Origin of the sequence: Rhodococcus sp. p52, assembly GCF_000763325.2 — a bacterium.
Taxonomy (GTDB): Bacteria; Actinomycetota; Actinomycetes; order Mycobacteriales; family Mycobacteriaceae; genus Rhodococcus; species Rhodococcus pyridinivorans.
In genome coordinates this window covers 1953310-1975005 of record NZ_CP016819.1, presented here as the reverse complement: position 1 = coordinate 1975005, position 21696 = coordinate 1953310, and the positions used below count along the sequence as shown (strand labels likewise).

Genomic DNA, 21696 nt, shown 5'->3' with positions numbered 1-21696 from the left:
GTTTCCGCCCGCCGTGGCGTTGGCCCAGTACCACGGTCTAACGCAACACCACGTCGGCGATCGTGCGCACCTGGTCGACGTCACGGCATCCGGCCAGGAGCATCGTCACGCCGGCCTCCTCCCACCGCTTCACGCCTTCGCGCACCTCGTCGGCATTGCCGACGATCATCGTCTCGGTGACCATCTCGTCCGGGATCGCTGCCGCCGCTTCGTCCTTACGGCCGGCACGGAACAGCGCGGTCACCTCGTCGACCACGGCCTCGTATCCCATCCGCCGGTAGACCTGCGCGTGGAAGTTCAACTCCGGCGCGCCCATTCCCCCGACGTACAGTGCCGTCACCGGTTTCATCGCCGCGATCGTCCCTGCGCGGTCGTCCGTGATCACCACCTGGCAGGTCGCCGCGATCTCGAAGTCCTCGCGGGTGCGCCGGGCGCCCGGCCGGGCGACCCCCTCGTCGAGCCACTCGTCGTACATCGGCGCCAGGCGCGGGGTGTAGTAGATCGCGAGCCAGCCGTCGGCGATCTCGGCGGTGAGCGCGACGTTCTTCGGACCTTCGGCACCGATCCAGATCGGGATGTCCGACCGCAGCGGATGCGTGATGGGCTTGAGCGGTTTACCGAGCCCGGTGGATCCGGTGCCTGCGTAGGGCAGCGGGAAGTGCGGTCCGTCGCCGGTCACCGGCGCTTCGCGCGCGAGCACCTTGCGGATCACGTCGACGTACTCGCGGGTCCGTGCGAGGGGCTTGGCGAACGGTTGCCCGTACCAGCCCTCCACCACCTGTGGCCCCGAGACGCCGAGGCCGAGGATGTGCCGGCCACCCGAGAGGTGATCGAGCGTGAGCGCGTGCATCGCGCAACTCGTCGGAGTACGCGCGGAGATCTGCACGACGGACGTGCGGAGCCGCACCCGCTCGGTGGACGAACCCCACCAGGCGAGAGGAGTGAATGCGTCGGACCCCCACGATTCGGCAGCGAAGACGGCGTCGAATCCTTCGGCCTCGGCCGCAGCAACAAGTTCCGGCGCGTTCGGGGGTGGCTGGGCACCCCAGTAACCGAGTTGCAGTCCCAGTTTCATTGGACGCCTTTCCTGTCGGACGAATTGTGGCGAGGTGCAGTTCGCGTGCCGCTCTTGCCAGCACCACTAGAACCTGTTCTACTCGAAATTGTGAGCCTGGGAAAGAGCGCGGTTGCCGAGCCACCGCTGAGCGCACCGCTGAATCTGAAGTTCGACTACACACGATCCACCGGGCCGACCGTCGGAGCCTTCGTCACCGGGCTGCGCGACGGCCGCATTCTCGGCGCGCGCGGATCCGACGGACGGACCCTCGTCCCGCCCCCCGAATTCGACGCGGTCACCCATGAACCGCTCACCGATTTCGTCGAGGTCGGGCAGACCGGCACCGTGGTGAGCTGGACGTGGAACGCCGAGCCGTTGCCCGGACAGCCCTTCGACCGGCCGTTCGCATGGGCGCTGATCCGCCTCGACGGAGCCGACACGACGCTGCTACACGCGGTCGACGTCGCGTCGCCGGACGAGATCGCGACGGGTCTGCGTGTGCGCGTGCGCTGGGCGGCCGAGCGCACCGGCGCGATCCACGACATCGAGGCCTTCGAACCCGGCGAGTCGATCCTCACCGTGGAAGCGGCCGAGGGTGAACCGGTCACCATGATCACCACCCCCGTCGACCTGCACTACCGGCACTCGGCCTCCCCCGAGGAGTCCTGGTATCTGCGCGGGCTCGCGGAGGGGAAGATCATCGGCGGGCGTACGGGTGCGGGCGGCAAGGTCTACGTGCCGCCGCGCAGCGCGAGCCCGACCGATGGCGTGCCCACCAAGGAACCGGTGGAGGTCTCCGACAAGGGCATCGTCACCACCTTCTGCATCGTCAACGTCCCGTTCATGGGCCAGCAGATCAAGCCGCCGTACGTCGCCGCCTACGTGCTGCTCGACGGCGCCGACATCCCGTTCCTGCACCTGATCCTCGAGTGCGACGCCTCCGAGGTGCGGATGGGCATGCGTGTCGAGGCCAAGTGGCGTCCACGCGAGGAGTGGGACCACACGCTGCGCAACATCGAGTACTTCCGGCCCACCGGTGAACCCGACGCCGACTACGACACCTTCAAACACCACCTCTAGGAGCAGCGGACACCATGACAGACATTGCAGTCGTCGGCTTCGCGCATGCTCCGCACGTGCGCGAGACGTTCGGCACCACCAACGGCGTCGAGATGCTCGTCCCGTGCTTCCAGGAGCTGTACGACAAGCTCGGCATCACCAAGTCCGACATCGGATTCTGGTGCTCCGGTTCCTCCGATTACCTTGCTGGACGCGCTTTCTCGTTCATCTCGGCGATCGACGCGATCGGCGCGGTCCCGCCCATCAACGAATCGCACGTCGAGATGGATGCGGCCTGGGCGCTCTACGAGGCGTGGGTCAAGCTCATCACCGGCGAGGTCGACACCGCCCTCGTCTACGGCTTCGGCAAGTCCTCGGCCGGCACCCTGCGGCGCACCCTCTCCCTGCAGCTCGATCCGTACCTCGTGGCACCGCTCGGCGTCGATTCCGTCTCGCTCGCCGGCCTGCAGGCGCGCATGGGTCTCGACTCCGGCAAGTGGAGCGACCGCGAGATGGCCGAGGTCGCGGTCCGCAGCCGCGCGGCCGCGAAGAACAATCCGAAGGCCCAGCTCTCGGGCGACCTCGACATCGAGGACCTGCTCTCGCAGCCGTACATCGCCGACCCGCTGCGCAAGCACGACTGCGCTCCGGTCACCGACGGTGCCGCCGCGATCGTCCTCGCGAGCGGCGACCGGGCCCGTGAACTGTGCGAGAACCCCGCGTGGATCACCGGGATCGAACACCGCACCGACTCACCGAACTTCGGTTCGCTCGACCTCACGGTGTCGGCCTCCGCACGGGCCGCCGCGCAGGCGGTCACCGGTGGCGACACCTCGTTCGACGTCGCCGAACTGCACGCGCCGTTCACGCATCAGGAGCTCATCCTCCGCGAGGCGATCGGTCTGGACGATTCGACGACGATCAATCCGTCCGGCGGACCGCTGACGGGCAACCCGATGTTCTCCGGCGGTCTCGAGCGCATCGGTTACGCAGCGCAGGCGATCATGGACGGCACGGCCGGACGTGCACTCGCGCACGCGACGAGCGGTGCTGTGCTGCAACAGAACCTGGTAGCCGTTCTGGAGGGACGCAACTGATGGCGAAGCAACCCGCAGCTGTCCTCGGAACCGGGCAGACCCATTACGTCGCCAAGCGGCACGACGTGTCGATGTCCGGCCTCGTCCGCGAGGCGATCGACCGCGCCATGGCGGACGCCCAGGTGGGCTGGGACGACATCGACGCCGTCGTGATCGGCAAGGCCCCCGACCTGTTCGAAGGCGTCATGATGCCCGAACTGTCGATGGTCGACGCCATCGGCGCCACGGGCAAGCCGATGCTGCGCGTGCACACCGCCGGGTCCGTCGGGGGCTCGACGGCGAACGTCGCGGCAAGTCTCGTCCAGTCAGGTGTGCACCGCCGGGTGCTCGCCGTGGCCTGGGAGAAGCAGTCCGAGTCGAACGCGATGTGGGCGCTGTCCACGCCGGTCCCGTTCACGATGCCGGTCGGCGCCGGCGCGGGCGGTTACTTCGCACCGCACGTCCGTTCGTACATCCGCCGCTCCAGCGCCCCCGAGCACATCGGGGCGATGGTCGCGGTCAAGGACCGTCTCAACGGCGCGAAGAATCCCTACGCGCATCTGAAGCAGCCCGACATCACGCTCGAGAAGGTGCAGGCCTCGCAGATGCTGTGGGATCCCATCCGGTACGACGAGACGTGCCCGTCGTCCGACGGTGCGTGCGCGGTCGTGCTCGGCGACGAGGACACCGCGAGGGCCGCCGAGCAGGCGGGCCGCCGGGTGGCCTGGATCCATGCCACCGCGATGCGCACCGAACCGACCACCTATGCCGGTCGCGACCAGGTCAATCCGGAAGCCGGCCGGATCGCCGCCGCGGCGCTGTGGAAGCAGGCCGGTATCACCGATCCGCTCACCGAGATCGACTGCGCCGAGATCTACGTGCCGTTCTCGTGGTTCGAGCCGATGTGGCTCGAGAATCTCGGCTTCACCCCCGAGGGTTCGGGCTGGAAGCTCACCGAGGCCGGCGAGACGGCCATCGGCGGCCAGCTGCCGATCAACATGTCCGGCGGCGTGCTGTGCTCCAACCCGATCGGCGCGTCGGGCATGATCCGCTTCGCGGAGGCCGCGATCCAGGTGATGGGCAAGGCGGGAGACCACCAGGTGGACGGTGCCCGCAAGGCGCTCGGACACGCCTACGGTGGTGGCTCGCAGTACTTCTCCATGTGGGTCGTGGGCTCCGACCGGCCCACGAACTAGGAGGCGGGCATGGTCTCGTTCACCGTCGGGGTCGCGATGACCCCGCTCGACCAGCTCACCGGCATCGCGCAGACCGCCGAGGAGTGCGGATACACCTCGATCGCCCTGCCCGACTCCCTGTTCTACATGGAGAAGCAGACGGTCGACTATCCGTACACTCCCGACGGTTCGCGGATGTGGACACCCGACACCCCGTGGGTCGATCCGCTCATCGCCGCGGCGTCGATGGCGGCCGCCACATCGACGATCCGGTTCTACACGCAGGTGCTCAAACTCGGTTCGCGCAATCCGGTGCTGCTGGCACGGCAGGTCGGTTCGGTCGCCAATCTCACCGGCAACCGGTTCGGCCTCGGTGTCGGGATCGGATGGGCGCCGGAGGAATTCGAGTGGTGCGGTGTTCCCTACGCCAAGCGCGGCAAGCGCGTGGACGAGATGATCGACGTGCTCAAGCTGATCCTCGGCGGCGGTATGGTCGAGCATCACGGCGAGTTCTACGATTTCGACCGGCTCCAGATGAGCCCCGCACCCAGCGAGCCGGTGCCGTTCTACGTCGGTGGGCACACCGATGTGGCACTGCGTCGCGCGGCCCGGATCGGAGACGGGTGGACGTCGGCGATGATCGGGTTCGACGATCTCGTCGAGGTCATCACGCGCCTGCGCGAGTTGCGTGCCGAGTACGGCCGCGGCGACGAGCCGTTCGAGATCCAGGCCGTGTGCGTCGACCGGTTCGGCAGCTCCGGTTATGCCGAACTCGCCGACGCCGGGGTCACCGACATCATCGTGGTGCCGTGGATCTTCGACGGGCACGGATTCGACTCGCCGCTCGAGGCGAAGCAGGAATCGCTGCGGAAGTTCGCCGACAAGTACATCCACGGAAAGGACGCGGCATGAGCGAGGAACATCCGGCGCGCGTGGCGGCCCGTGCGTCGCAGGCGGCGGCGAGCGGGAAGCGCAAGGACGAGTGGCTCGCACTGTTCGCCGAGGATGCGTGCGTCGAGGATCCCGTCGGCCCGTCCGGTTTCGATCCCGAGGGCAAGGGACACCACGGCCACGAGGCGATCGCGAAGTTCTACGACATGACCATCGCGAACACCGACAAGCTCGAGTTCCTCGTCGACGACGTGCTGGTGTGCGGCAGTGAGTGCGTCAACATCGGCACGATCCGCACCACGATGGCGGGCAATCTCATCGACGCGGAGGGCGTGTTCGTCTACCGGGTCGACGACTACGGGAAGATCGTGTCGCTGCGTGCGTTCTGGGAAGTGGATCGCGCGATGAAGACCGTACGGCCCGTCTCGTAGCATCGGCGGTATGTCGACCGCCGGAATCGTTCTCGCAGCAGGGGACGGCTCGCGGTTGGGGGGGCGCGCGAAGGCGTTGCTCCCCCACCGCGGCCGTCCCCTGCTGCATACCGTCGTCGATGCGTTGCTCGGTGGTGGCTGCGACGAGGTCATGGTGGTGGTCGGTGCGTTCGGCAACGAGGTCGCCACCGCCTGCCCGGCCGGTGCCACGGCGGTGCACAACCCCGACTGGTCCGACGGCATGTCGACCTCCCTGCGCCGCGGGGTCGACGCCGCGCGCACCCACGACCGGGTCGCACTCACCGTCGTCGACTTTCCCGGCATCACGGCCGATCTGGTGCGCCACGTCCTGGACGAGCACCGACCGGGCACGGTCACGCTCCCCGTCTTCGAGGAGCGTCCCGGCCACCCGGTGGTGTTCGACCTCGCCGACGCTCTCACGGCCGCCGACGAGGCCACCGGCGACGAAGGTGCGCGGTCGTTCCTCGCCCGCAACCGCGATCGGGTACGCCGGGTGGACTGCAGCGATCTCGCCGAGGCCGGCGACGTGGATACGCCCGAGGATCTGCGGCGCCTGCGCTGAGGCCGGCTCGCGACACCGAGCCCGCCCGGCTCCCGAATTAATTGACTGACTACTCGATCAATTAATACACTGGGGTCATGGCACGCACCGTCGACCCCGAACTCCGAGCCCGCCGCCGCACCGCGATCATCGACTCCGCTGCGGCCCTCTTCGCCGAGCACGGCTTCGATGCCACACCGGTGACGGCGATCGCGAAGGCTGCAGGAGTCAGTTCCGGCACGGTCTTCCACTACTTCGGAGACAAGCGCGGAGTGTTCCGCGCGATCTTCGAGCAGGGCCTACCCGAGACCCGGGCCCTCGTGGAGCGTCATTGCGACGCCGACGACCCCCTGGAAGCCCTTCTCGACATGGTCGCCGAACTCGTCGGGCAGGCCACCGATCCCGCAGCCGGAGGACTCGTGGTCGAGGTGATCCGCCAGGTCGGCCACGACCCCGTCCTCGCCGAGATCCTCGACGAGGACGACGGCATCGTGATCGAGGGGCTCACCCATCTCCTGCGCAGAGCGGGCGACCGGATCGACCCGTCCCTCGATCCGGTCGCCGCCGCGACCTGGATCAGCGCGATCAAGGACTCGGCGTTCCTGTACGCGGACAATCCCGCGGCCGTCGATCCGGTCGGGACGATCCGGACGATCGTGCAGCGCTATCTCACCGGACACACGAAAGGACCACGATCATGAGGATGCACGACGATGCCACTCGCGTAACCGTCTCCCCCGTCGTTCCGGGGGCGCTGGGGATCCTGTGCGCTCTCGCCGGTCTCGGACTCGGCTTCGTCGCGCCGGCCGTGTCGACGTGGGCGGTCGACACCCTTCCGGCGGTTCCCGGCCCGCTCGAACTCCTGGCCGGACTCACCACGGCGTGGACGATCCCGCTCCTCACCGTCGTCGGCATCGGCGCAGGACTCTTCCTCGCCTCGACGGCGATCCACGAGTCCCTGGCGCTGACCGTGGATTCCGAAGGAGTGCTGCTGACCCAGGACGAGCGCGATCTGTACGTGCCGCGCGCGAAGGTCGGGTCGGTGTTCCGCGAAGGCCGCGATCTGGTCCTGCTCGACTCCGCGGAGCGAGAACTCGCGCGGCGCAAGGCCGACGACCTGAACGACCGTGCCGTCGCCGATGCATTCACGGCGCACGGTTATCCGTGGAGCGAGAAGAACACCCACGAAGAATCGTTCACCCGGTGGATCGAGGGACGCCCCGGCCTGGACGAGCAGACCCACGCCCTGCTGCGAGAGCGGCGGGAAGCGTTGTCCGGCAAGAACACACATCTTGCCACCGCACTGCACGAACAACTACAGGAACTCGGCGTCGTCGTACGCGACCGGGGGCGTCACCAGGAGTACCGGCGCCTGGCGTAGATCCACCTCTCAGCAGTGGGCCGCAGTGCGCAGCTTCTGCGCCCACTGCTCTGCGTCGTCGACACCCAGCACGAGCGCGGTGCGCTTGTGCCCTTCCAGTTCGATGCGCAGCGCCGGCTGCCCGCGCCGGACCGAGACGAGGTCGTTGCGGCCGGGCCCGCGCCACGAGCCGATGTTGCGCACGCCCGGCAGACCGAGCCCCGGAGCACGGATGCCCCGCACGGCGGCGAGTCCGTCCTGATGCACTTCCACCTTCCGGATCGACGCGAGGGGCACGTCGACGTTGCCGAGGAGGCCCGCGATCTTCTCGAAGGTGGTGAGCCGCACTCGCAGGGTTCCGTTGTCGATACGTATTGTTGTCATGACAGCGATTATTCTCATTGTTGAAATCAATGTCAACTGTGAGAAGGTTGGAACGGAAGGGGGAGCATGACCACCGCAGAACTGCTGCTGCATCCGGTCCGGCTACGCATCGTCCAGGCACTGCTCGGCGACCGCACCGCGACCACCGCTCGGCTGCGCACACTGCTCGACGACGTCTCCACCGCGACGCTCTACCGCCAGATCTCGACCCTCGTCGACGCCGGGGTACTCGAGGTCGTCTCCGAACGTCGCGTGCGCGGCACCGTCGAGCGCACGTTCCGGCTCGTCACCGAACGCGCCCAGGTCACCGGCGCCCAGGCCGAGGAGATGAGCGCCGACGACCACCGGCGCGCCTTCCTCGTCTTCGCCGCGCAGTTGCTCGACGACTTCGACGCGTATCTCGACGACCCGAACCGGCGAGGCATGGCCGACGACGTCGTGGGCTATCGGCAGGTCGCGCTCGAGCTCACCGACGCGGAGGCCCTGGATCTCGTGGGTGAGATGGCACAGTTGTTCGCGCGCTATGCCGAACTCGGCCCGGGCCCCGGCAGGCGACGGCGGCTGATCAGCCGCGTCATCATGCCGGCCCGCGATCCGGGAGACCCCTCACCCGAGGAGTGATCGGCACAGAGACAACGAGATCCCCGGACGCCTGACGGCGTCCGGGGATCTGCGCTGTGGTCGCTCAGTGCTGGACCGGGCATCCTCCCGAGGTCTTGTAGTCGACCTGGAATTCCTTGATGCCGTTGAGCCAGCCCGACCGCAGACGGTGCGGGTCGCCGATCTTCGTGATGTCCGGGATGTGATCGGCGATCGCGTTGAAGATCAGGTCGATCTCCATACGTGCGAGGTTCGCGCCCAGGCAGTAGTGCGCGCCCGTTCCACCGAATGCCAGGTGCGGGTTGGGATCACGAAGGATGTCGAACTCGCGGGGGTTGTCGAACACTTCTTCGTCGTTGTTGGCCGACGCGTACAGCATGACGACGCGATCGCCCTTCTTGATCGTCTGCCCGCCGAGTTCGGTGTCCTCGAGGGCGGTGCGCTGGAACGACGTGACCGGGGTGGCCCAGCGGATGATCTCGTCGGCGGCGGTCTTCGGCCGGTCGCGCTTGAAGATCTCCCACTGCTCCGGATTGTCGAGGAACGCCGCCATGCCGTGGGTGATCGCGTTGCGGGTGGTCTCGTTGCCGGCCACCGCGAGCACGATGAAGAAGAAGCCGAACTCCTCGGGAGCGAGTTCGTCACCGTCGATGTCGGCCTCGATGAGGGTGGTGACGATGTCGTCGGCCGGGTTCTCCTTGCGGGCCGCGGCCATCTGGTAGGCGTACCCGAGGACTTCCATGGACGCTGCCGCCGGATCGGCGGTGTTGTCCGGATCGTCGTAGCCCGTCATCTGGTTGGACCACTCGAAGAGCTTGGCGCGATCCTCCTGCGGCACACCGATGAGGTCGGCGATGGCCTGCAGCGGCAGTTCCGCGGCGATCTGCGTGACGAAGTCGCCCCGACCGGCCTGGCAGGCCTCCTGGACGATCATCTTGGAGCGACGGTCGAGCTCGTCGCGCAGGCCGTTGATCGCACGGGGCGTGAAGCCTCGGGCGACGAGTTTGCGCAGCTTGGTGTGCTCGGGGGCGTCCTTGTTGAGCAGGACGTGACGTTGCAGCTCGACGGCCTCACGAGGAATGTCGTCGTTGAACCGCGGAATCGCAGTGTTCTCCCAGTTGGAGAACACGTCGCTCCGGCGGGAGACCTCTCGGACCTCCTCGTGCCGGGAGACAACCCAGAAACCCTCGTCGTGGAAACCACCGACGTCGGGAGACTTCTTGTTCCACCACACCGGTGCCGTCTTACGCAGTTCCGCGAACTCTTCGAACGGCATACGGTCTGCGTACAGATCGGGGTCGGTGAAGTCGATGTCTTCGGGGATGTTCGGCTGCGCCACTGATATCTCTCCTGCCCTGGCGAGTACCGCTCGCGTGATTTGTAACACGTTCTAGAACCATTCAAACACAGGCGCGCCGCGCGACCAAGAGATCTGCACGTCCCGTGGATAATCGAGTTCTGTTGCCTCTCGGAGAAACCTGTTCTATTTTGCGAAGAACGTAGGAGAAAGGAGCCCGAAGTGGGCACACCAGTCATCGTCGAGGCCGCACGGACCCCGATCGGCAAGCGGGGTGGATGGCTCGCGGGCCTGCACGCTGCCGAGATCCTGGGCGCCGTCCAGGCCGGACTCGTCGAACGCGCCGGCATCGACGCCGAGCTCGTCGAACAGGTCATCGGTGGCTGCGTCACCCAGGCGGGCGCCCAGTCCAACAACATCACCCGCACCGCATGGCTCAACGCGGGGCTGCCCTGGCAGGTCGGCGCGACCACCATCGACGCCCAGTGCGGATCGGCGCAGCAGGCCAATCACCTCATCGCAGGCCTCATCGCCACCGGCGCCATCGACGTGGGCATCGCCTGCGGCATCGAGGCGATGACCCAGGTGCCCCTCGGCGCCAACGTCGGCGACCAGGCGGGCCCGCGCCGGCCGGAGTCCTGGAGCATCGACATGCCCAACCAGTTCGAGGCCGCCGAACGCATCGCGCGGCGCCGCGGCATCACCCGCGAGGACGTCGACGCACTCGGCGTGCGCTCACAGCAGCTCGCGAAGCAGGCCTGGGACGAGGGCCGGTTCGACCGCGAGGTGCTGCCGGTCGTCGCACCCGTCGTCGACAAGGAGGGCAACCGCACCGGCGAGAAGGCGACCGTCACCCGCGACCAGGGTCTGCGCGAGACGTCGGCCGAGTCGCTGGCGAAGCTGAAGCCCGTGCTCGAGGGTGGCATCCACACCGCCGGCACCTCGTCGCAGATCTCCGACGGAGCCGCGGCCGTGCTGCTCATGGATTCCGACCGCGCGAAGGCACTCGGACTGAAGCCGCGGGCGCGGATCGTCGCGCAGGCTCTCGTCGGCGCCGAACCCGAGTTCCACCTCGACGGCCCGGTCCAGGCCACCGCGAAGGTTCTCGAGAAGGCGGGCATGAGCGTCGGCGATCTCGACCTGTTCGAGGTCAACGAGGCGTTCGCGTCGGTGCTGCTGTCCTGGGCCCAGGTGCACGGACCCGACATGGACAAGGTCAACGTCAACGGTGGCGCGATCGCGCTCGGCCACCCCGTCGGATCCACCGGCTCCCGCCTCATCACCACCGCGCTGCACGAGCTCGAGCGGCGTGACGCGTCGACCGCTCTGATCTCGATGTGCGCCGGTGGAGCGCTGGCGACGGGCACCATCATCGAGCGCATCTGACATGGGCACCGAAGCGGCGCCGAAGGGCCTCGACTCGAAGGCCACGATCTCGATCATCAAGTGGATGTCGCGGTTCAACGTCGCGGCGTACCGGGCGACCGGCGGTCGCATCGGCGGGAAGTGGCGCGTGGGAAGCGCCTTCCCGTGGGGCATCCCGGTGTGCCTGGTGACCACGATCGGGCGGAAGACCGGGCAACCGCGAACGGTCCCGCTGCTGTTCCTCGAGGACGGCGACAAGGTGGTCCTCGTCGCCTCCCAGGGAGGACTGCCCAAGCACCCCTTGTGGTTCCGCAACATCCAGGCGAACCCGGAGACCACGGTGCAGATCAAGTCGCGCATCCGGACCATGCGGGCGCGGGTCGCGAGCGACGAGGAACGAGCGGCCTACTGGCCACGTCTGACGGCGATGTACCCGGACTTCGACAACTACCAGTCGTGGACCGACCGTGTGATTCCCGTCGTCGTGTGCGAGTGAGCGTCCCTCCCGGCACGGCTCGCCGGGACGGGCCCGTGCGGGAATACTGAGTCTCGTACGTCCAGGTTCTCGACGAAGGGATGTCGCACGATGGAAACCACCGATCACGACAAGGTGCTCGACCGGCGGGAAATCGCGGCCGCGCTGCTCCGGGCGCTCGAACGACGCCACGAGGTGCTCGACGTGATCGTCGAGAGCAAGGATCGGGGCGACGCGGTCGCGAAGCTCGCCTCGCTGCTCGACACCGACGAGTTCTGCGCGGAGGCCGTGCTGAACCTTCCGTTCCGCCGTCTGACCCAGGCGGAGCGGAAGAAGATCCGTGAAGAACTCGACGATCTCGATGCGGTGCTGCAGTGGACGACGGCGGCGCGTCCGTACGCGACCGGCGCGCATTTCCGGTTGCGGCCCATTTCCCACAGCGCGGCCGACACGGCGCTGTTCAAGCAGCGCTGCGCCGACCAGCTGGGTGACGACAGCGACGAACAGGTCGAATCCGAGCGGCAGCGCGGCAGCGAGCTGATGGACGACGAGTCCGGCATGTGGCTTGTGGCCGAAGATCTTTCGGGCGACGAGCCGAAGGCCATCGGGTTCGCGTTCGGCGAGCTGACCGGCAACGAGGTCGAGGTGCGGATCTGGGTGCATCCCGAGTTCCGCAAGCAGGGTTACGGCACCGCCACGCTCAAGCAGGCACGTTCCGAACTCGCTGCCTACTTCCCCGGCTCCACCCTCATCGTCCGCACGCCCGCCTAGAGCGGCGACGCCGTCCGTGCGCGGTTCCGGTGATGACCACCGGAAACGCGCGGGGACATCACGCTCCGTAGACCGGCGTCGGCGGCTGCGACGCTGCGATCAGCTTCTCGACGACGGGACCGAGTTCCTTCGGATCCCAACGGTCGCCCTTGTCGATCGCCTCACCGTGGCGCCACCCGTCGGCCAGCGACACCTTGCCGCCCTCGGCCTCGAACACGCGACCGGTCACGTCCTTCGCTTCGGCACTGCCGAGCCACACGACCAGCGGCGAGACGTTCTCCGGCGCCATGGCGTCGAAACCCTCTTCGGGTGCGGCCATCATCTCGGCCATCGCGCCACCGGCCCCGACGGTCATGCGGGTGCGCGCCGAGGGTGCGATCGCGTTGACGGTTACCCCGTAGCGGCCGAATTCGGCTGCGGCCTGGATCGTGAGCGTCGCGATACCGGCCTTGGCGGCGGCGTAGTTGCCCTGGCCGATGCTGCCCATCAGGCCGGCACCCGAGCTGGTGTTGATGATGCGGGCGTCGACGGGGTTGCCGGCCTTGGCCTCGGCGCGCCAGTAGGTCATGGCGTGACGCATCGGCGCGAAGTGCCCCTTGAGGTGCACGCGGATGACCGCGTCCCACTCCTCTTCGCTCATGTTGGCGAGCATGCGGTCGCGCAGGAATCCGGCGTTGTTGACGAGCACGTCGAGCCGGCCGAAGTTGTCGAGGGCGGTCCTGACGAGGTTCTCGGCGCCGGCCCAGTCGGCGACGTCGTCGCCGTTGACGGCGGCCTCTCCCCCGGCCGCACGGATCTCCTCGACGACCAGCTCACCGGGGCTCTCCCCCGTGGCGGTTCCGTCACTGCCGACACCGATGTCGTTGACGACGACCTTCGCACCCTCCGCGGCGAATGCCAGGGCATGCGCGCGACCGAGGCCGCGTCCGGCGCCGGTCACGATGACGACGCGCCCGTCCATCAGTCCACTCACTTCGTCTCCTTCGTTTCGGCCGCTGCCATGTAGGCAGGGCGTTCACCGCCGCCGTGGACGGTCAATGTCGATCCGCTGACGTAGGCCGACAGCGGAGAGGCCAGGAATGCGGCGCAGTGGCCGATATCTTCGGGCTGGGCCAGCCGTCCCAGCGGAACGGTCTCGCCGACTGCGGCGACGCCGGCCTTGTCTCCGTAGAACAGGTGCGACTGTTCGGTTTCGACCAGGCCGACCACCACCGAGTTCACCCGTACCTTCGGGGCCCACTCGACGGCGAGCGACTGTGCGAGGCTGTCGACGCCTGCCTTGGCCGCACCATATGCCGCGGTGCCCGGCGAGGGGCGGGATCCGCTCACGCTCGAGATGTTGACGATCGAGCCGCCGGTGTCCTGCTTCTGCATCACCGCGTTGGCGGCCTGCGCGACCAGCAGCGGGGACAGCAGGTTCAGTTCCACGATCTTGGCGTGGAACTTCGGGCTGGCATCGGCTGCCAGCGCGTACGGTGCCCCGCCGGCATTGTTCACCACGGCGTCGAGCCGCCCGTGGCGGTCGACGATGGTCTCGATCAGCGCGGCCACCTGATCGGCATCGCGGACGTCGCACGTCAGGAACTCCGCGGTCCGCCCGTCCACCTCGAGAGGCTGTTCGGGCTCGTTGCGAGCGCACGTCACGACGGTCGCACCGGCACGCAGGAACACCCTGGTGATGCCTGCACCGACTCCCCGTATTCCCCCGGTGACGAGCACGACCGCGCCGTCGAGTCCCAGATCCATTCGCTGCCTCCACGTCATTCATCCCGCGGGATGCGCGGGTCTCACGTCGACAACTTACCAAGCAATCGCTTGGTTCGGTACCGGCTCCCCCTCCCCCCGCCACTGCTCCTGCTCAGTGGGAATCACGGGAACTCGCTTGTCGGCCCCACTTAGCGTGACGACGAACGCGCGCGTCGAAGAGGAGTGACTGGGCCATGCAGACCGTCGAGCAGGATTACGAGAAGTACGTCGGGCAGGTGGCCGAACCACCCCGCGTGGCCCGATACGCCGTCAACGACGCCATGATCCGCAACTGGGTCGAGGCCCACGACGACTTCAACCCGATCTACGTCGACGCCGAGGCCGCGCGCGAGACCGGACGCGACTCCGTCGTGTGCCCGCCCGCCATGATCTCCACCTGGATCATGGCCGGCTACCGCCGCTGGCGTGACGTGCAGCGCAAGCGCGCCGAGGGCGTCGTGGAGGACTTCGCATACTCCCGGATGCTTGCCGACCTCGATCGGGAGGGTTTCACCTCCGTCGTCGCGACGAACGTCGAGCAGGACTACCACCGCGAACTCGTCCCGGGCGACCACATCACCGCCCACTACACGATCGAGTCCGTATCCGAGGTCAAGCGAACGGGTCTCGGCGACGGCCGATTCTTCACGCTGTACAAGCGCTACGAGGACCAGAACGGCGAAGTCGTCGCCGAGGAACGCTTCCGGATGCTCCGGTTCAACCCGAACACCGACAAGGAGACGCGATGACCGCCGTCCCCCGGCTCACCATCACCCAGGACAACCAGTTCTGGTTCGACGCCGTCCGTGAGGGCCGACTCGAGATCCAGCAGTGCAGCGAGTGCGGCACTCTGCGCCATCCTCCGGGCCCGGCATGCCCCGCGTGCCGCTCGTTCGAATGGAAGACCGTCGAATCCTCACGGCGCGGAACGCTTCACAGCTGGACGGTCATTCACCACCCGCAGGATCCGGCCTTCGAGTACCCGCTCGCCGTCGGACTGATCGACCTCGACGAGGGGATCCGCATCGTCGCCGACATCGCGGGCGTCGACCACGACACCCTCGAGATCGGCATGGAACTCGAGGTGGGATTCGCCGAGCACGCACACGGCGAGATCCTGCCTCAGCTGCGCAAGCCCGGAGGAGACGCATGAACCTCGCCGAATGCACTGTCGGACAGGAACTTCCCCAACTCGCCCTGCCTATGGATCGCACCACCATCGTGGCTACCGCGATCGCGTCGCAGGATTTCGAGGATGTGCACCACGACCCGGACGCCGCACTCGGACGCGGCACACCGGACGTCTTCATGAGTATCAATGCCACCAACGGTTTCGTCGACCGGTACGTCACCGACTGGACCGGACCGTCGGCGCGGGTGCGCCGCGCGTCGCTGCGCCTGGGCGTGCCCTGCTTCCCCGGCGACCCCATGCACATGAACGGTGAGGTGACCGCCGTCGACGGCGCAGCCGTCACCCTGAAGGTGCAGGGCCGCAACAGCAGAGGCGTCCACGTCACCGCGGAGGTCGTGGTGGAGCCGTACGAGAGGAAGAGCCGATGACCGTCAAGGGCTTCTCCGGAGCCGCCGCCATCGCCGGTATCGGAGCCACCGAGTTCTCCAAGAACTCCGGCCGCAGCGAATGGCAACTCGCGTGCGAGTCGGTCCTCGCCGCTCTCGATGACGCGCAGATCGGCGTCGAAGAGGTCGACGGCTTCGCGCTGTTCACCATGGAGACCAACCCCGAGATCGCCGTCGCCCGCGCGCTCGGCATCCCGGAATTGAAGTTCTTCAGCCGGATCCCGCACGGCGGTGGCGGCGCCTGCGCACCCGTGCAGCAAGCCGCACTGGCCGTCTCGAGCGGTGTCGCCGACGTCGTGGTCGTCTACCGCGCCTTCAACGAGCGCTCGGGTCACCGTTTCGGCGCCGGGCCGCCGCCCTTCGCATACAACTCGAACACCGACCAGGAATACCGGAACTGGATCAACCCGTACGGCCTGCTCACTCCCGCTCAGCAGGAGGCCTTCCTGGCCCGCACCTACATGCACAAGTACGGGGCGACCAGCGCGGACTTCGGGCAGATCTCGGTGCTCTCGCGCAAGCACGCGGCGAACAACCCCAAGGCCTGGTTCTACGAGCGGCCCATCACTCTCGACGACCACCAGAACTCGCGGATGCTCGCCGACCCGCTGCGTCTGCTGGACTGCTGCCAGGAGAGCGACGGCGGACAGGCACTGGTCATCGTGAGTGCCGGACGCGCACGGGATCTTCCGCACCCGCCGGCGATCATCACCGCTGCAGCGCAGGGTGTCGGTCCTCAGCAGATCTCGATGAGCAGCTACTACCGCGAGGACATCGACGCGATGCCCGAGGTCGAACTCGTCGCCCGGCAGATGTGGGCACAGGCCGGCTTCGGTCCCGAAGGTATCGACGCCGCGATCCTGTACGACGCCTTCACCCCGATGGTCCTGCTCCAGCTCGAGGAGTACGGCTTCTGCGGTCACGGTGAGGCGAAGGACTTCATCGCCGACGGCAACCTCGAGGTGGACGGGCGACTGCCGATCAACACCCACGGCGGTCAGCTCGGCGAAGGCTACATCCACGGCGTCAACGGCATCGCCGAAGGCGTCCGGCTCATCCGCGGCACCTCCGTGAACCAGCCGGCGAAGACACTCGACAACGTGCTCGTCACGGGCGGATCGCCGGTGCCGCACAGCGCGATCGTCCTCTCGGCCGACCGTTAGGCCCGCAACCCGGGCCCCGACCACCTCTCAGGAGACCACATGCATCCCGAGCTGTCCGACAAGTCACGGCGGCTGCGCACCGAACTGCGGGAGTATTTCGCCCGCATCATCGACGACGACGATCGACGCGCCCTGGTCGATCAGACCGAGGGTGGACCGGTCTTCGACAAGATCTACCGGCAGATGGGCGCCGACGGCTGGCTCGGTCTGGGGTGGCCCGAGGAGTACGGCGGACGCGGGGAGGATCCCGAGGCGCTGTACGTCTTCTACGACGAGACGATCCGCGCCGGCGCGCCGGTCTCGCTGGTCACGCTCAACACCGTCGCCCCCGCACTGATGAAGTACGGCACGCAGGAGCAGAAGGACTTCTTCCTTCCCAAGATCCTCACGGGTGAACTGAAGTTCGCAATCGGGTACACCGAGCCCGGTGCCGGCACCGACCTCGCTGCACTTCAGACGCGGGCACGCATCTACGGTGACGAACTCGTCATCGACGGCAACAAGCTGTTCACGAGTTCGGCCATCTTCGCCGACTGGATCTGGCTCGCCGTGCGCACCGATCCGGACGCGCCTCGCCACAAGGGGATCTCGGTCGTGCTCGTGCCGACCTCGTCGCCGGGCTTCTCCGCCACCGAGATCCAGACCGTCGGCGGAATCAGCACAGCGGTCACGTACTACGAGAACATCCGCGTTCCGCTGAGCAACGTCGTCGGCGAGCTCAACGGCGGCTGGACCCTCATCACGAGCCAGCTCAACCACGAGCGTGTCGCGCTGGCCGCCCGCGGTGGCATCGCCAACGAGATGTACGACGAGGTCCTCGCCTGGGCGAAGCAGGAGCCCTTCGGCCCCGGTGTGCTGTTCGACGTCCCGTGGGTGCGTTCGACTCTCGCCGAGGTCTACGCGCTGCTGTCGGCAGCCGACCTCGTGAACCTGCGCCTGGTGTCGGACATCGCGGCCAACACCCTCGACGGTGGCGACTCCGCCGCAGCGAAGGTGTTCGGAACCGAGGGTGTCGTCGCGGCCTACGGAATGTTGCAGGAGGTGCTCGGCGCCCGCGGTCTGCTGCGTCCCGGTAGCCACGGCGCCGTGATCGAAGGCCGCGTCGAAGCGCTCGGTCGACGCGCGCAGAACAACACCTTCGGTGGTGGCAGCAACGAGGTGATGCGCGAGATCGTGGCGGCGAAGACCCTCGGAATGACCCTGGGCGCCCGTAGGCGCCCCGACGCGACGGCACAGGCTGCGGTGAAGACGCCGGCCGAGACGAGGAGCTGACATGGAATTCGAACTCGATGACGACCTGATCGCGGTCGAGGACCTCGCGTCGCAGGTCTTCGGTTCGCTGGCCAAGGTCGAGCGTGTGGTCGAGGTGGAGCGCAAGGAGGGCGGTTTCGACGCCACCCTGTGGCAGGCACTCGCCGACGCCGGGATCCTCGGACTCGCTCTGCCCGAGTCCGTCGGCGGCGCCGGCATGGGCATGCTCGGGCTCACGACGATCCTGCAGCAGCAGGGCCGCCGCGTCGCACCCGTTCCCGTGTGGTCCACCGTGGCCGGTGCGGCTCTTCCGCTCGCACAGTTCGGCACGGAAACCCAGGTCGAGCGTTACGTTCCGAAGCTCATCGACGGGTCGGTCGTCCTGACCGGCGCATTCGACGACACCCCCGGCGCGAGCCCCACGGTGACAGCGATCCGCAAGGGCGACGATCTCGTCATCAGCGGTGAGATTCCGTCCGTTCCGTGGGCTCCCATCATCGCCGGCGTCGTCGTCCCGGTCCGCTGCGACGACGACTCGGTCGCCGTGGTGGTCGCACCGGTGGACGCGACCGGCGTCGAGGCCGTCCCGGTCGCCGTGACCGGACGTGGCGCCGAAGCCGCGGTGCGCTTCACGGACGTGCACATCGGAGCCGAGGACGTCCTGCCCGGTGACGGTGAGGAGATCGCGACCTGGACCCGTCGTCGTATCCGCATCGCTCTGGCTGCCGTTCAGCTCGGGGTGTGCGAGGAGACGCTGCGGGCAACGGCGAAGTACACCTCCGAGCGCGTACAGTTCGGCCGCCCGCTGTCGACGAATCAGGCTGTCGCATTGCGCGCGGCCGATGCCTACCTCGACACCGAAGCGATCCGACTCACGGTGCGGAAGGCCGCGTGGTTGATCGACGTCGGACGCGAGGACGAAGCCGACTCCGCGGCCCTGGTCGCCAAGTGGTGGGCGTCCCGCGGCGGTGTGCGGGTGGGCTTGACCGGCCAGCACCTGCACGGCGGCATCGGCGCCGACATCGACTACCCCATCCACCGCTACTTCCTGTGGGGCCGGCAGCTTGCGTTCACCTTCGGCGGCGCCGACGCGACGGCAGCTGCCCTCGGGGACGTCCTGGACACCGCACCCCCGATCGGTGCGGCCGGATAGTCTTCTCGCACCGATGACGTGAGTCCTTCTCCGCAGACCGTGGAGGGGGACTCGCGTCGTTTCCGGTGCCCTACTCCGACAGGTGCGCGAGCAGCAGGTCGCAGCTCCTCCGCACATCGGCCTCGGTCTCCTCGAGGGTCGCTCCGCCGTTGAGATAGGTCACCAGCAGTCCGGACCACAACATCGACAGCAGCCGCACGGCGTTGCGATCCTCCTCTGTCGGCTCGTCGAGGCCTGCCCTCTCGAACAGGATTCGGTGGAACGTCCGCCTCACCTCGGTGGAGTCCGGAACCACCGAGGCCGGGGCGGTGCTGTTGGACAGCAACATCGCGGAGGCCAGGCGTGGTCGGTCGACGAACCGGCGGGTCATCTCGACGAGCGTCTCGGTGATCGCCTCGCGCGCGCTCGTCCCCGGTTTCCGTTCGGGCAACCGTTCGGCGCCGAGCTGGAGCCGGTGGAGCAGCAACGCCACGAACAGGTGCGTCTTCGACGGAAAGTACCGGTACAGGGTGCCGATCGCGACCTCGGCGTTCTTCGCCACCTCGGTCATCTGCACGCGGGCCAATTCGTGCTCGGACCCCAGCCGCGCTGCAGCCTCGAGGATCCGCACATGGCGTCGCCGTTGTTCGACCGAGGTCGGCTCGGCTCCGTCCCGCGCCTTACCGATTCTGGGCACCGGTCCCCCTTTCCACGATGACGACCCGTCGATTCTGCACCGAACCGCCCGGCAGATTGTCGCATCGCGGATCGTCCACGGTCCCGAACGGTGGGAGCACGGGCACCGGACGTCGTGCTGGGACGGCATCGGATCCGAGCGTCCACTGAGCGAGAAGCCGGTCCGTCCCGACTTTCTCGGGCCGTAACGTCGGAGTCGGAGAAGGACGGTCGGAGTCGACCTCCACGATCGAATCGGAGTGAGCCACATGCAGACCCGGATACCGACCCGCGACACCGACCACAGGATCGAACTGCCGGGCCCCGACGAGATGCGACGTGCCATGGGACGGTTCGCGAGCGGCGTCACCGTCGTGACCGGTCTCGACGAGGACGGGCCCACCGGCTTCGCATGCCAGTCGTTCGCGTCGGTCTCGCTCGAACCGCCCCTCGTGTTGTTCTGCGCGGATCACCGCGGGCGCGCGTGGCCGCGGATCCGCCGCGTCGGCCGGTTCACCGTCAACGTGCTCGGTGCCGACCAGAGTGATCTGTGCGCGCGTTTCGGGTCGAGCCGCGGTCCGAAGTTCGACGGTCTCCACTGGGAATTGTCCCGCTGGGACACTCCGTCGCTGCCGGATGTCCTGCTGCGGGTGCACGCATCGGTGGAGGACGTGCACGTCGCGGGTGATCACGACGTCGTCATCGGCCGGGTCGCCGAACTGGAGTGCGTCGGCGACCGGAGTCCGATGGTGTTCTACCGCGGGGCGTTCGGGCTCGACGCGCGGTAACTCCGCGGATACTTCCTCCGTCCGCCGGTACCGACGGGCGGAGGAAGTCGTCGTCACACCCTCACGGAGGGCGTCGCGCCGGCGGCAACCTTCGCGAGACGGGCCCGGCGCGACTGCGGACCGGCGACGGTGAGGACAGCCGCGAGAAGCGCGACGCCTGCGCCCGTCAGCAGGACGACCCGGAAGCCGGACTCCGTGGGAATGGTATGACCGGCGAACGGCACGCTCATCTGTGCGAGGACGACACCGACGACGGCGGAAGCGGAGGACGTGCCGACCGACCGCATGAGACTGTTCACGCTTTTGGCGGATGCCGTCTCCGTGGCAGGGACCTCCCCCATGATCAGGGCGGGCATCGCACCGTATGCGAACCCGACTCCCGTTCTGCAGATCGTGGCGACGACTGCCAGGCCCAGGACCGATCCCATCAACAGCAGCCCTGCCGTGTACCCCAGAGCGATGATCAAGCAGCCCACCAGCAGCGTGGTCTTCGGGCCGTGGCCAGCCGAGAGCTTTCCTCCGATGGGAGAGACCGCCATCATCATCAGACCACCCGGTGCCATGCACAGACCCATCATGATCATGGACTGGCCGAGTCCGTGACCGGTCTCTTCCGGCAGCTGCAGGATCTGCGGAAGAATCAGCGACTGGGCGTACATCGCGAAACCCACCACGATCGAAGCACTGTTGGTGAGCAGCACGGGCCGGCGGGCGGTGACGCGCAGATCCACCAACGGATCGCGAACCCCGGCTCGAACGCTTCAACAACGACATCGAACGCTTGACGGGGCATCCGTGGCCGCGCCCCCCCGGTCCGCAGTGCATCTTCCCGACGGGTCCGTCGGGGGGATGTGAGCCGG

25 protein-coding genes and 1 pseudogene are annotated in these 21696 nt (G+C 67.7%); 19 read left to right on the top strand and 7 right to left on the bottom strand.

Annotation, left to right across the window (positions count from 1 at the left end):
• Nucleotides 1-37 precede the first annotated feature (37 nt).
• Nucleotides 38-1075: an LLM class F420-dependent oxidoreductase gene (locus tag IM25_RS09170; protein ID WP_065995978.1), complete on the bottom strand. Its 1038-nt coding sequence runs from the start codon at nucleotides 1073-1075 to the stop codon at nucleotides 38-40.
• Nucleotides 1076-1165: 90 nt separating this feature from the next.
• Between IM25_RS09170 and IM25_RS09165 the strand changes: the two genes are divergently transcribed.
• The 8 genes from IM25_RS09165 to IM25_RS09130 all read left to right on the top strand — a co-directional run bounded on the left by IM25_RS09165 (nucleotide 1166) and on the right by IM25_RS09130 (nucleotide 7632).
• Nucleotides 1166-2137, top strand: coding sequence for a Zn-ribbon domain-containing OB-fold protein (locus IM25_RS09165; RefSeq protein ID WP_033096874.1), 972 nt, complete (start codon nucleotides 1166-1168; stop codon nucleotides 2135-2137).
• Nucleotides 2138-2151: 14 nt separating this feature from the next.
• Nucleotides 2152-3213: a thiolase domain-containing protein gene (locus tag IM25_RS09160; protein ID WP_033096875.1), complete on the top strand. Its 1062-nt coding sequence runs from the start codon at nucleotides 2152-2154 to the stop codon at nucleotides 3211-3213.
• Complete coding sequence (locus IM25_RS09155) at nucleotides 3213-4388, top strand: thiolase domain-containing protein (protein WP_033096876.1); 1176 nt, start codon at nucleotides 3213-3215, stop codon at nucleotides 4386-4388. The genes IM25_RS09160 and IM25_RS09155 overlap by 1 nt, the downstream gene beginning before the upstream one ends.
• Before the next feature lie 9 nt (nucleotides 4389-4397).
• Nucleotides 4398-5279: a TIGR03619 family F420-dependent LLM class oxidoreductase gene (locus IM25_RS09150; protein WP_033096877.1), complete on the top strand. Its 882-nt coding sequence runs from the start codon at nucleotides 4398-4400 to the stop codon at nucleotides 5277-5279.
• A complete protein-coding gene (locus IM25_RS09145; protein ID WP_033096878.1) occupies nucleotides 5276-5689 on the top strand; it encodes a nuclear transport factor 2 family protein in 414 nt (137 codons plus the stop codon). The genes IM25_RS09150 and IM25_RS09145 overlap by 4 nt, the downstream gene beginning before the upstream one ends.
• 10 nt (nucleotides 5690-5699) lie before the next feature.
• The gene (locus IM25_RS09140; protein WP_033096879.1) at nucleotides 5700-6272 is read left to right on the top strand and encodes a nucleotidyltransferase family protein; all 573 of its coding nucleotides are present in this window, start codon (nucleotides 5700-5702) and stop codon (nucleotides 6270-6272) included.
• 77 nt (nucleotides 6273-6349) lie between these two features.
• Entirely contained in the window at nucleotides 6350-6952 is a 603-nt protein-coding gene (locus IM25_RS09135) for a TetR/AcrR family transcriptional regulator (protein WP_033096880.1), read from the top strand.
• Nucleotides 6949-7632, top strand: a complete 684-nt coding sequence (locus IM25_RS09130; protein WP_033096881.1) for a YqeB family protein — start codon at nucleotides 6949-6951, stop codon at nucleotides 7630-7632. Before IM25_RS09135 ends, IM25_RS09130 begins: the two co-directional genes overlap by 4 nt.
• A gap of 9 nt (nucleotides 7633-7641) precedes the next feature.
• Here IM25_RS09130 and IM25_RS09125 read toward each other — a convergent pair whose 3' ends face one another.
• Entirely contained in the window at nucleotides 7642-7995 is a 354-nt protein-coding gene (locus IM25_RS09125; RefSeq protein WP_033096882.1) for a hypothetical protein, read from the bottom strand.
• A gap of 66 nt (nucleotides 7996-8061) precedes the next feature.
• On the opposite strand from IM25_RS09125, the gene IM25_RS09120 reads away from it, so the two are divergent.
• Complete coding sequence (locus IM25_RS09120; protein WP_033096883.1) at nucleotides 8062-8616, top strand: helix-turn-helix domain-containing protein; 555 nt, start codon at nucleotides 8062-8064, stop codon at nucleotides 8614-8616.
• 64 nt (nucleotides 8617-8680) lie between these two features.
• Here IM25_RS09120 and IM25_RS09115 read toward each other — a convergent pair whose 3' ends face one another.
• Nucleotides 8681-9934: a cytochrome P450 gene (locus IM25_RS09115; protein ID WP_033096884.1), complete on the bottom strand. Its 1254-nt coding sequence runs from the start codon at nucleotides 9932-9934 to the stop codon at nucleotides 8681-8683.
• Nucleotides 9935-10114: 180 nt separating this feature from the next.
• Between IM25_RS09115 and IM25_RS09110 the strand changes: the two genes are divergently transcribed.
• The 3 genes from IM25_RS09110 to IM25_RS09100 all read left to right on the top strand — a co-directional run bounded on the left by IM25_RS09110 (nucleotide 10115) and on the right by IM25_RS09100 (nucleotide 12503).
• Nucleotides 10115-11278 (top strand): steroid 3-ketoacyl-CoA thiolase, encoded by a 1164-nt coding sequence (locus IM25_RS09110; RefSeq protein WP_033096885.1) that lies wholly within the window; start codon nucleotides 10115-10117, stop codon nucleotides 11276-11278.
• Nucleotide 11279: 1 nt separating this feature from the next.
• Nucleotides 11280-11753, top strand: coding sequence for a nitroreductase family deazaflavin-dependent oxidoreductase (locus IM25_RS09105; RefSeq protein WP_006551921.1), 474 nt, complete (start codon nucleotides 11280-11282; stop codon nucleotides 11751-11753).
• A gap of 90 nt (nucleotides 11754-11843) precedes the next feature.
• Complete coding sequence (locus tag IM25_RS09100; RefSeq protein WP_006551922.1) at nucleotides 11844-12503, top strand: GNAT family N-acetyltransferase; 660 nt, start codon at nucleotides 11844-11846, stop codon at nucleotides 12501-12503.
• A 58-nt stretch (nucleotides 12504-12561) separates the two neighbouring features.
• Here IM25_RS09100 and IM25_RS09095 read toward each other — a convergent pair whose 3' ends face one another.
• Nucleotides 12562-13476 (bottom strand): SDR family oxidoreductase, encoded by a 915-nt coding sequence (locus IM25_RS09095; RefSeq protein ID WP_024102934.1) that lies wholly within the window; start codon nucleotides 13474-13476, stop codon nucleotides 12562-12564.
• Nucleotides 13473-14249, bottom strand: a complete 777-nt coding sequence (locus IM25_RS09090) for an SDR family oxidoreductase (protein WP_065995977.1) — start codon at nucleotides 14247-14249, stop codon at nucleotides 13473-13475. The genes IM25_RS09095 and IM25_RS09090 overlap by 4 nt, the downstream gene beginning before the upstream one ends.
• 194 nt (nucleotides 14250-14443) lie before the next feature.
• On the opposite strand from IM25_RS09090, the gene IM25_RS09085 reads away from it, so the two are divergent.
• Genes IM25_RS09085 through IM25_RS09060 form a run of 6 tightly spaced genes read left to right on the top strand, consistent with a single transcriptional unit; the run spans nucleotide 14444 to nucleotide 19394 of the window.
• Complete coding sequence (locus IM25_RS09085) at nucleotides 14444-14998, top strand: FAS1-like dehydratase domain-containing protein (RefSeq protein WP_024102933.1); 555 nt, start codon at nucleotides 14444-14446, stop codon at nucleotides 14996-14998.
• Nucleotides 14995-15402, top strand: coding sequence for a Zn-ribbon domain-containing OB-fold protein (locus IM25_RS09080; protein ID WP_024102932.1), 408 nt, complete (start codon nucleotides 14995-14997; stop codon nucleotides 15400-15402). Before IM25_RS09085 ends, IM25_RS09080 begins: the two co-directional genes overlap by 4 nt.
• A complete protein-coding gene (locus IM25_RS09075; protein WP_033096886.1) occupies nucleotides 15399-15809 on the top strand; it encodes a MaoC/PaaZ C-terminal domain-containing protein in 411 nt (136 codons plus the stop codon). The genes IM25_RS09080 and IM25_RS09075 overlap by 4 nt, the downstream gene beginning before the upstream one ends.
• Entirely contained in the window at nucleotides 15806-16990 is a 1185-nt protein-coding gene (locus IM25_RS09070) for a lipid-transfer protein (protein WP_033096887.1), read from the top strand. Before IM25_RS09075 ends, IM25_RS09070 begins: the two co-directional genes overlap by 4 nt.
• Before the next feature lie 39 nt (nucleotides 16991-17029).
• Entirely contained in the window at nucleotides 17030-18262 is a 1233-nt protein-coding gene (locus tag IM25_RS09065; protein ID WP_033096888.1) for an acyl-CoA dehydrogenase family protein, read from the top strand.
• Between the two features lies 1 nt (nucleotide 18263).
• The gene (locus tag IM25_RS09060) at nucleotides 18264-19394 is read left to right on the top strand and encodes an acyl-CoA dehydrogenase family protein (RefSeq protein ID WP_033096889.1); all 1131 of its coding nucleotides are present in this window, start codon (nucleotides 18264-18266) and stop codon (nucleotides 19392-19394) included.
• A gap of 70 nt (nucleotides 19395-19464) precedes the next feature.
• Here the strand turns inward: IM25_RS09060 and IM25_RS09055 are convergent, their stop codons facing one another.
• Nucleotides 19465-20061: a TetR family transcriptional regulator gene (locus IM25_RS09055; RefSeq protein ID WP_442971919.1), complete on the bottom strand. Its 597-nt coding sequence runs from the start codon at nucleotides 20059-20061 to the stop codon at nucleotides 19465-19467.
• Nucleotides 20062-20317: 256 nt separating this feature from the next.
• On the opposite strand from IM25_RS09055, the gene IM25_RS09045 reads away from it, so the two are divergent.
• Nucleotides 20318-20836, top strand: coding sequence for a flavin reductase family protein (locus IM25_RS09045; RefSeq protein WP_006551933.1), 519 nt, complete (start codon nucleotides 20318-20320; stop codon nucleotides 20834-20836).
• 53 nt (nucleotides 20837-20889) lie between these two features.
• Here the strand turns inward: IM25_RS09045 and IM25_RS09040 are convergent.
• Nucleotides 20890-21576, bottom strand: a pseudogene (locus tag IM25_RS09040) (MFS transporter); the annotation flags it as partial.
• Between the last annotated feature and the right edge of the window lie 120 nt (nucleotides 21577-21696).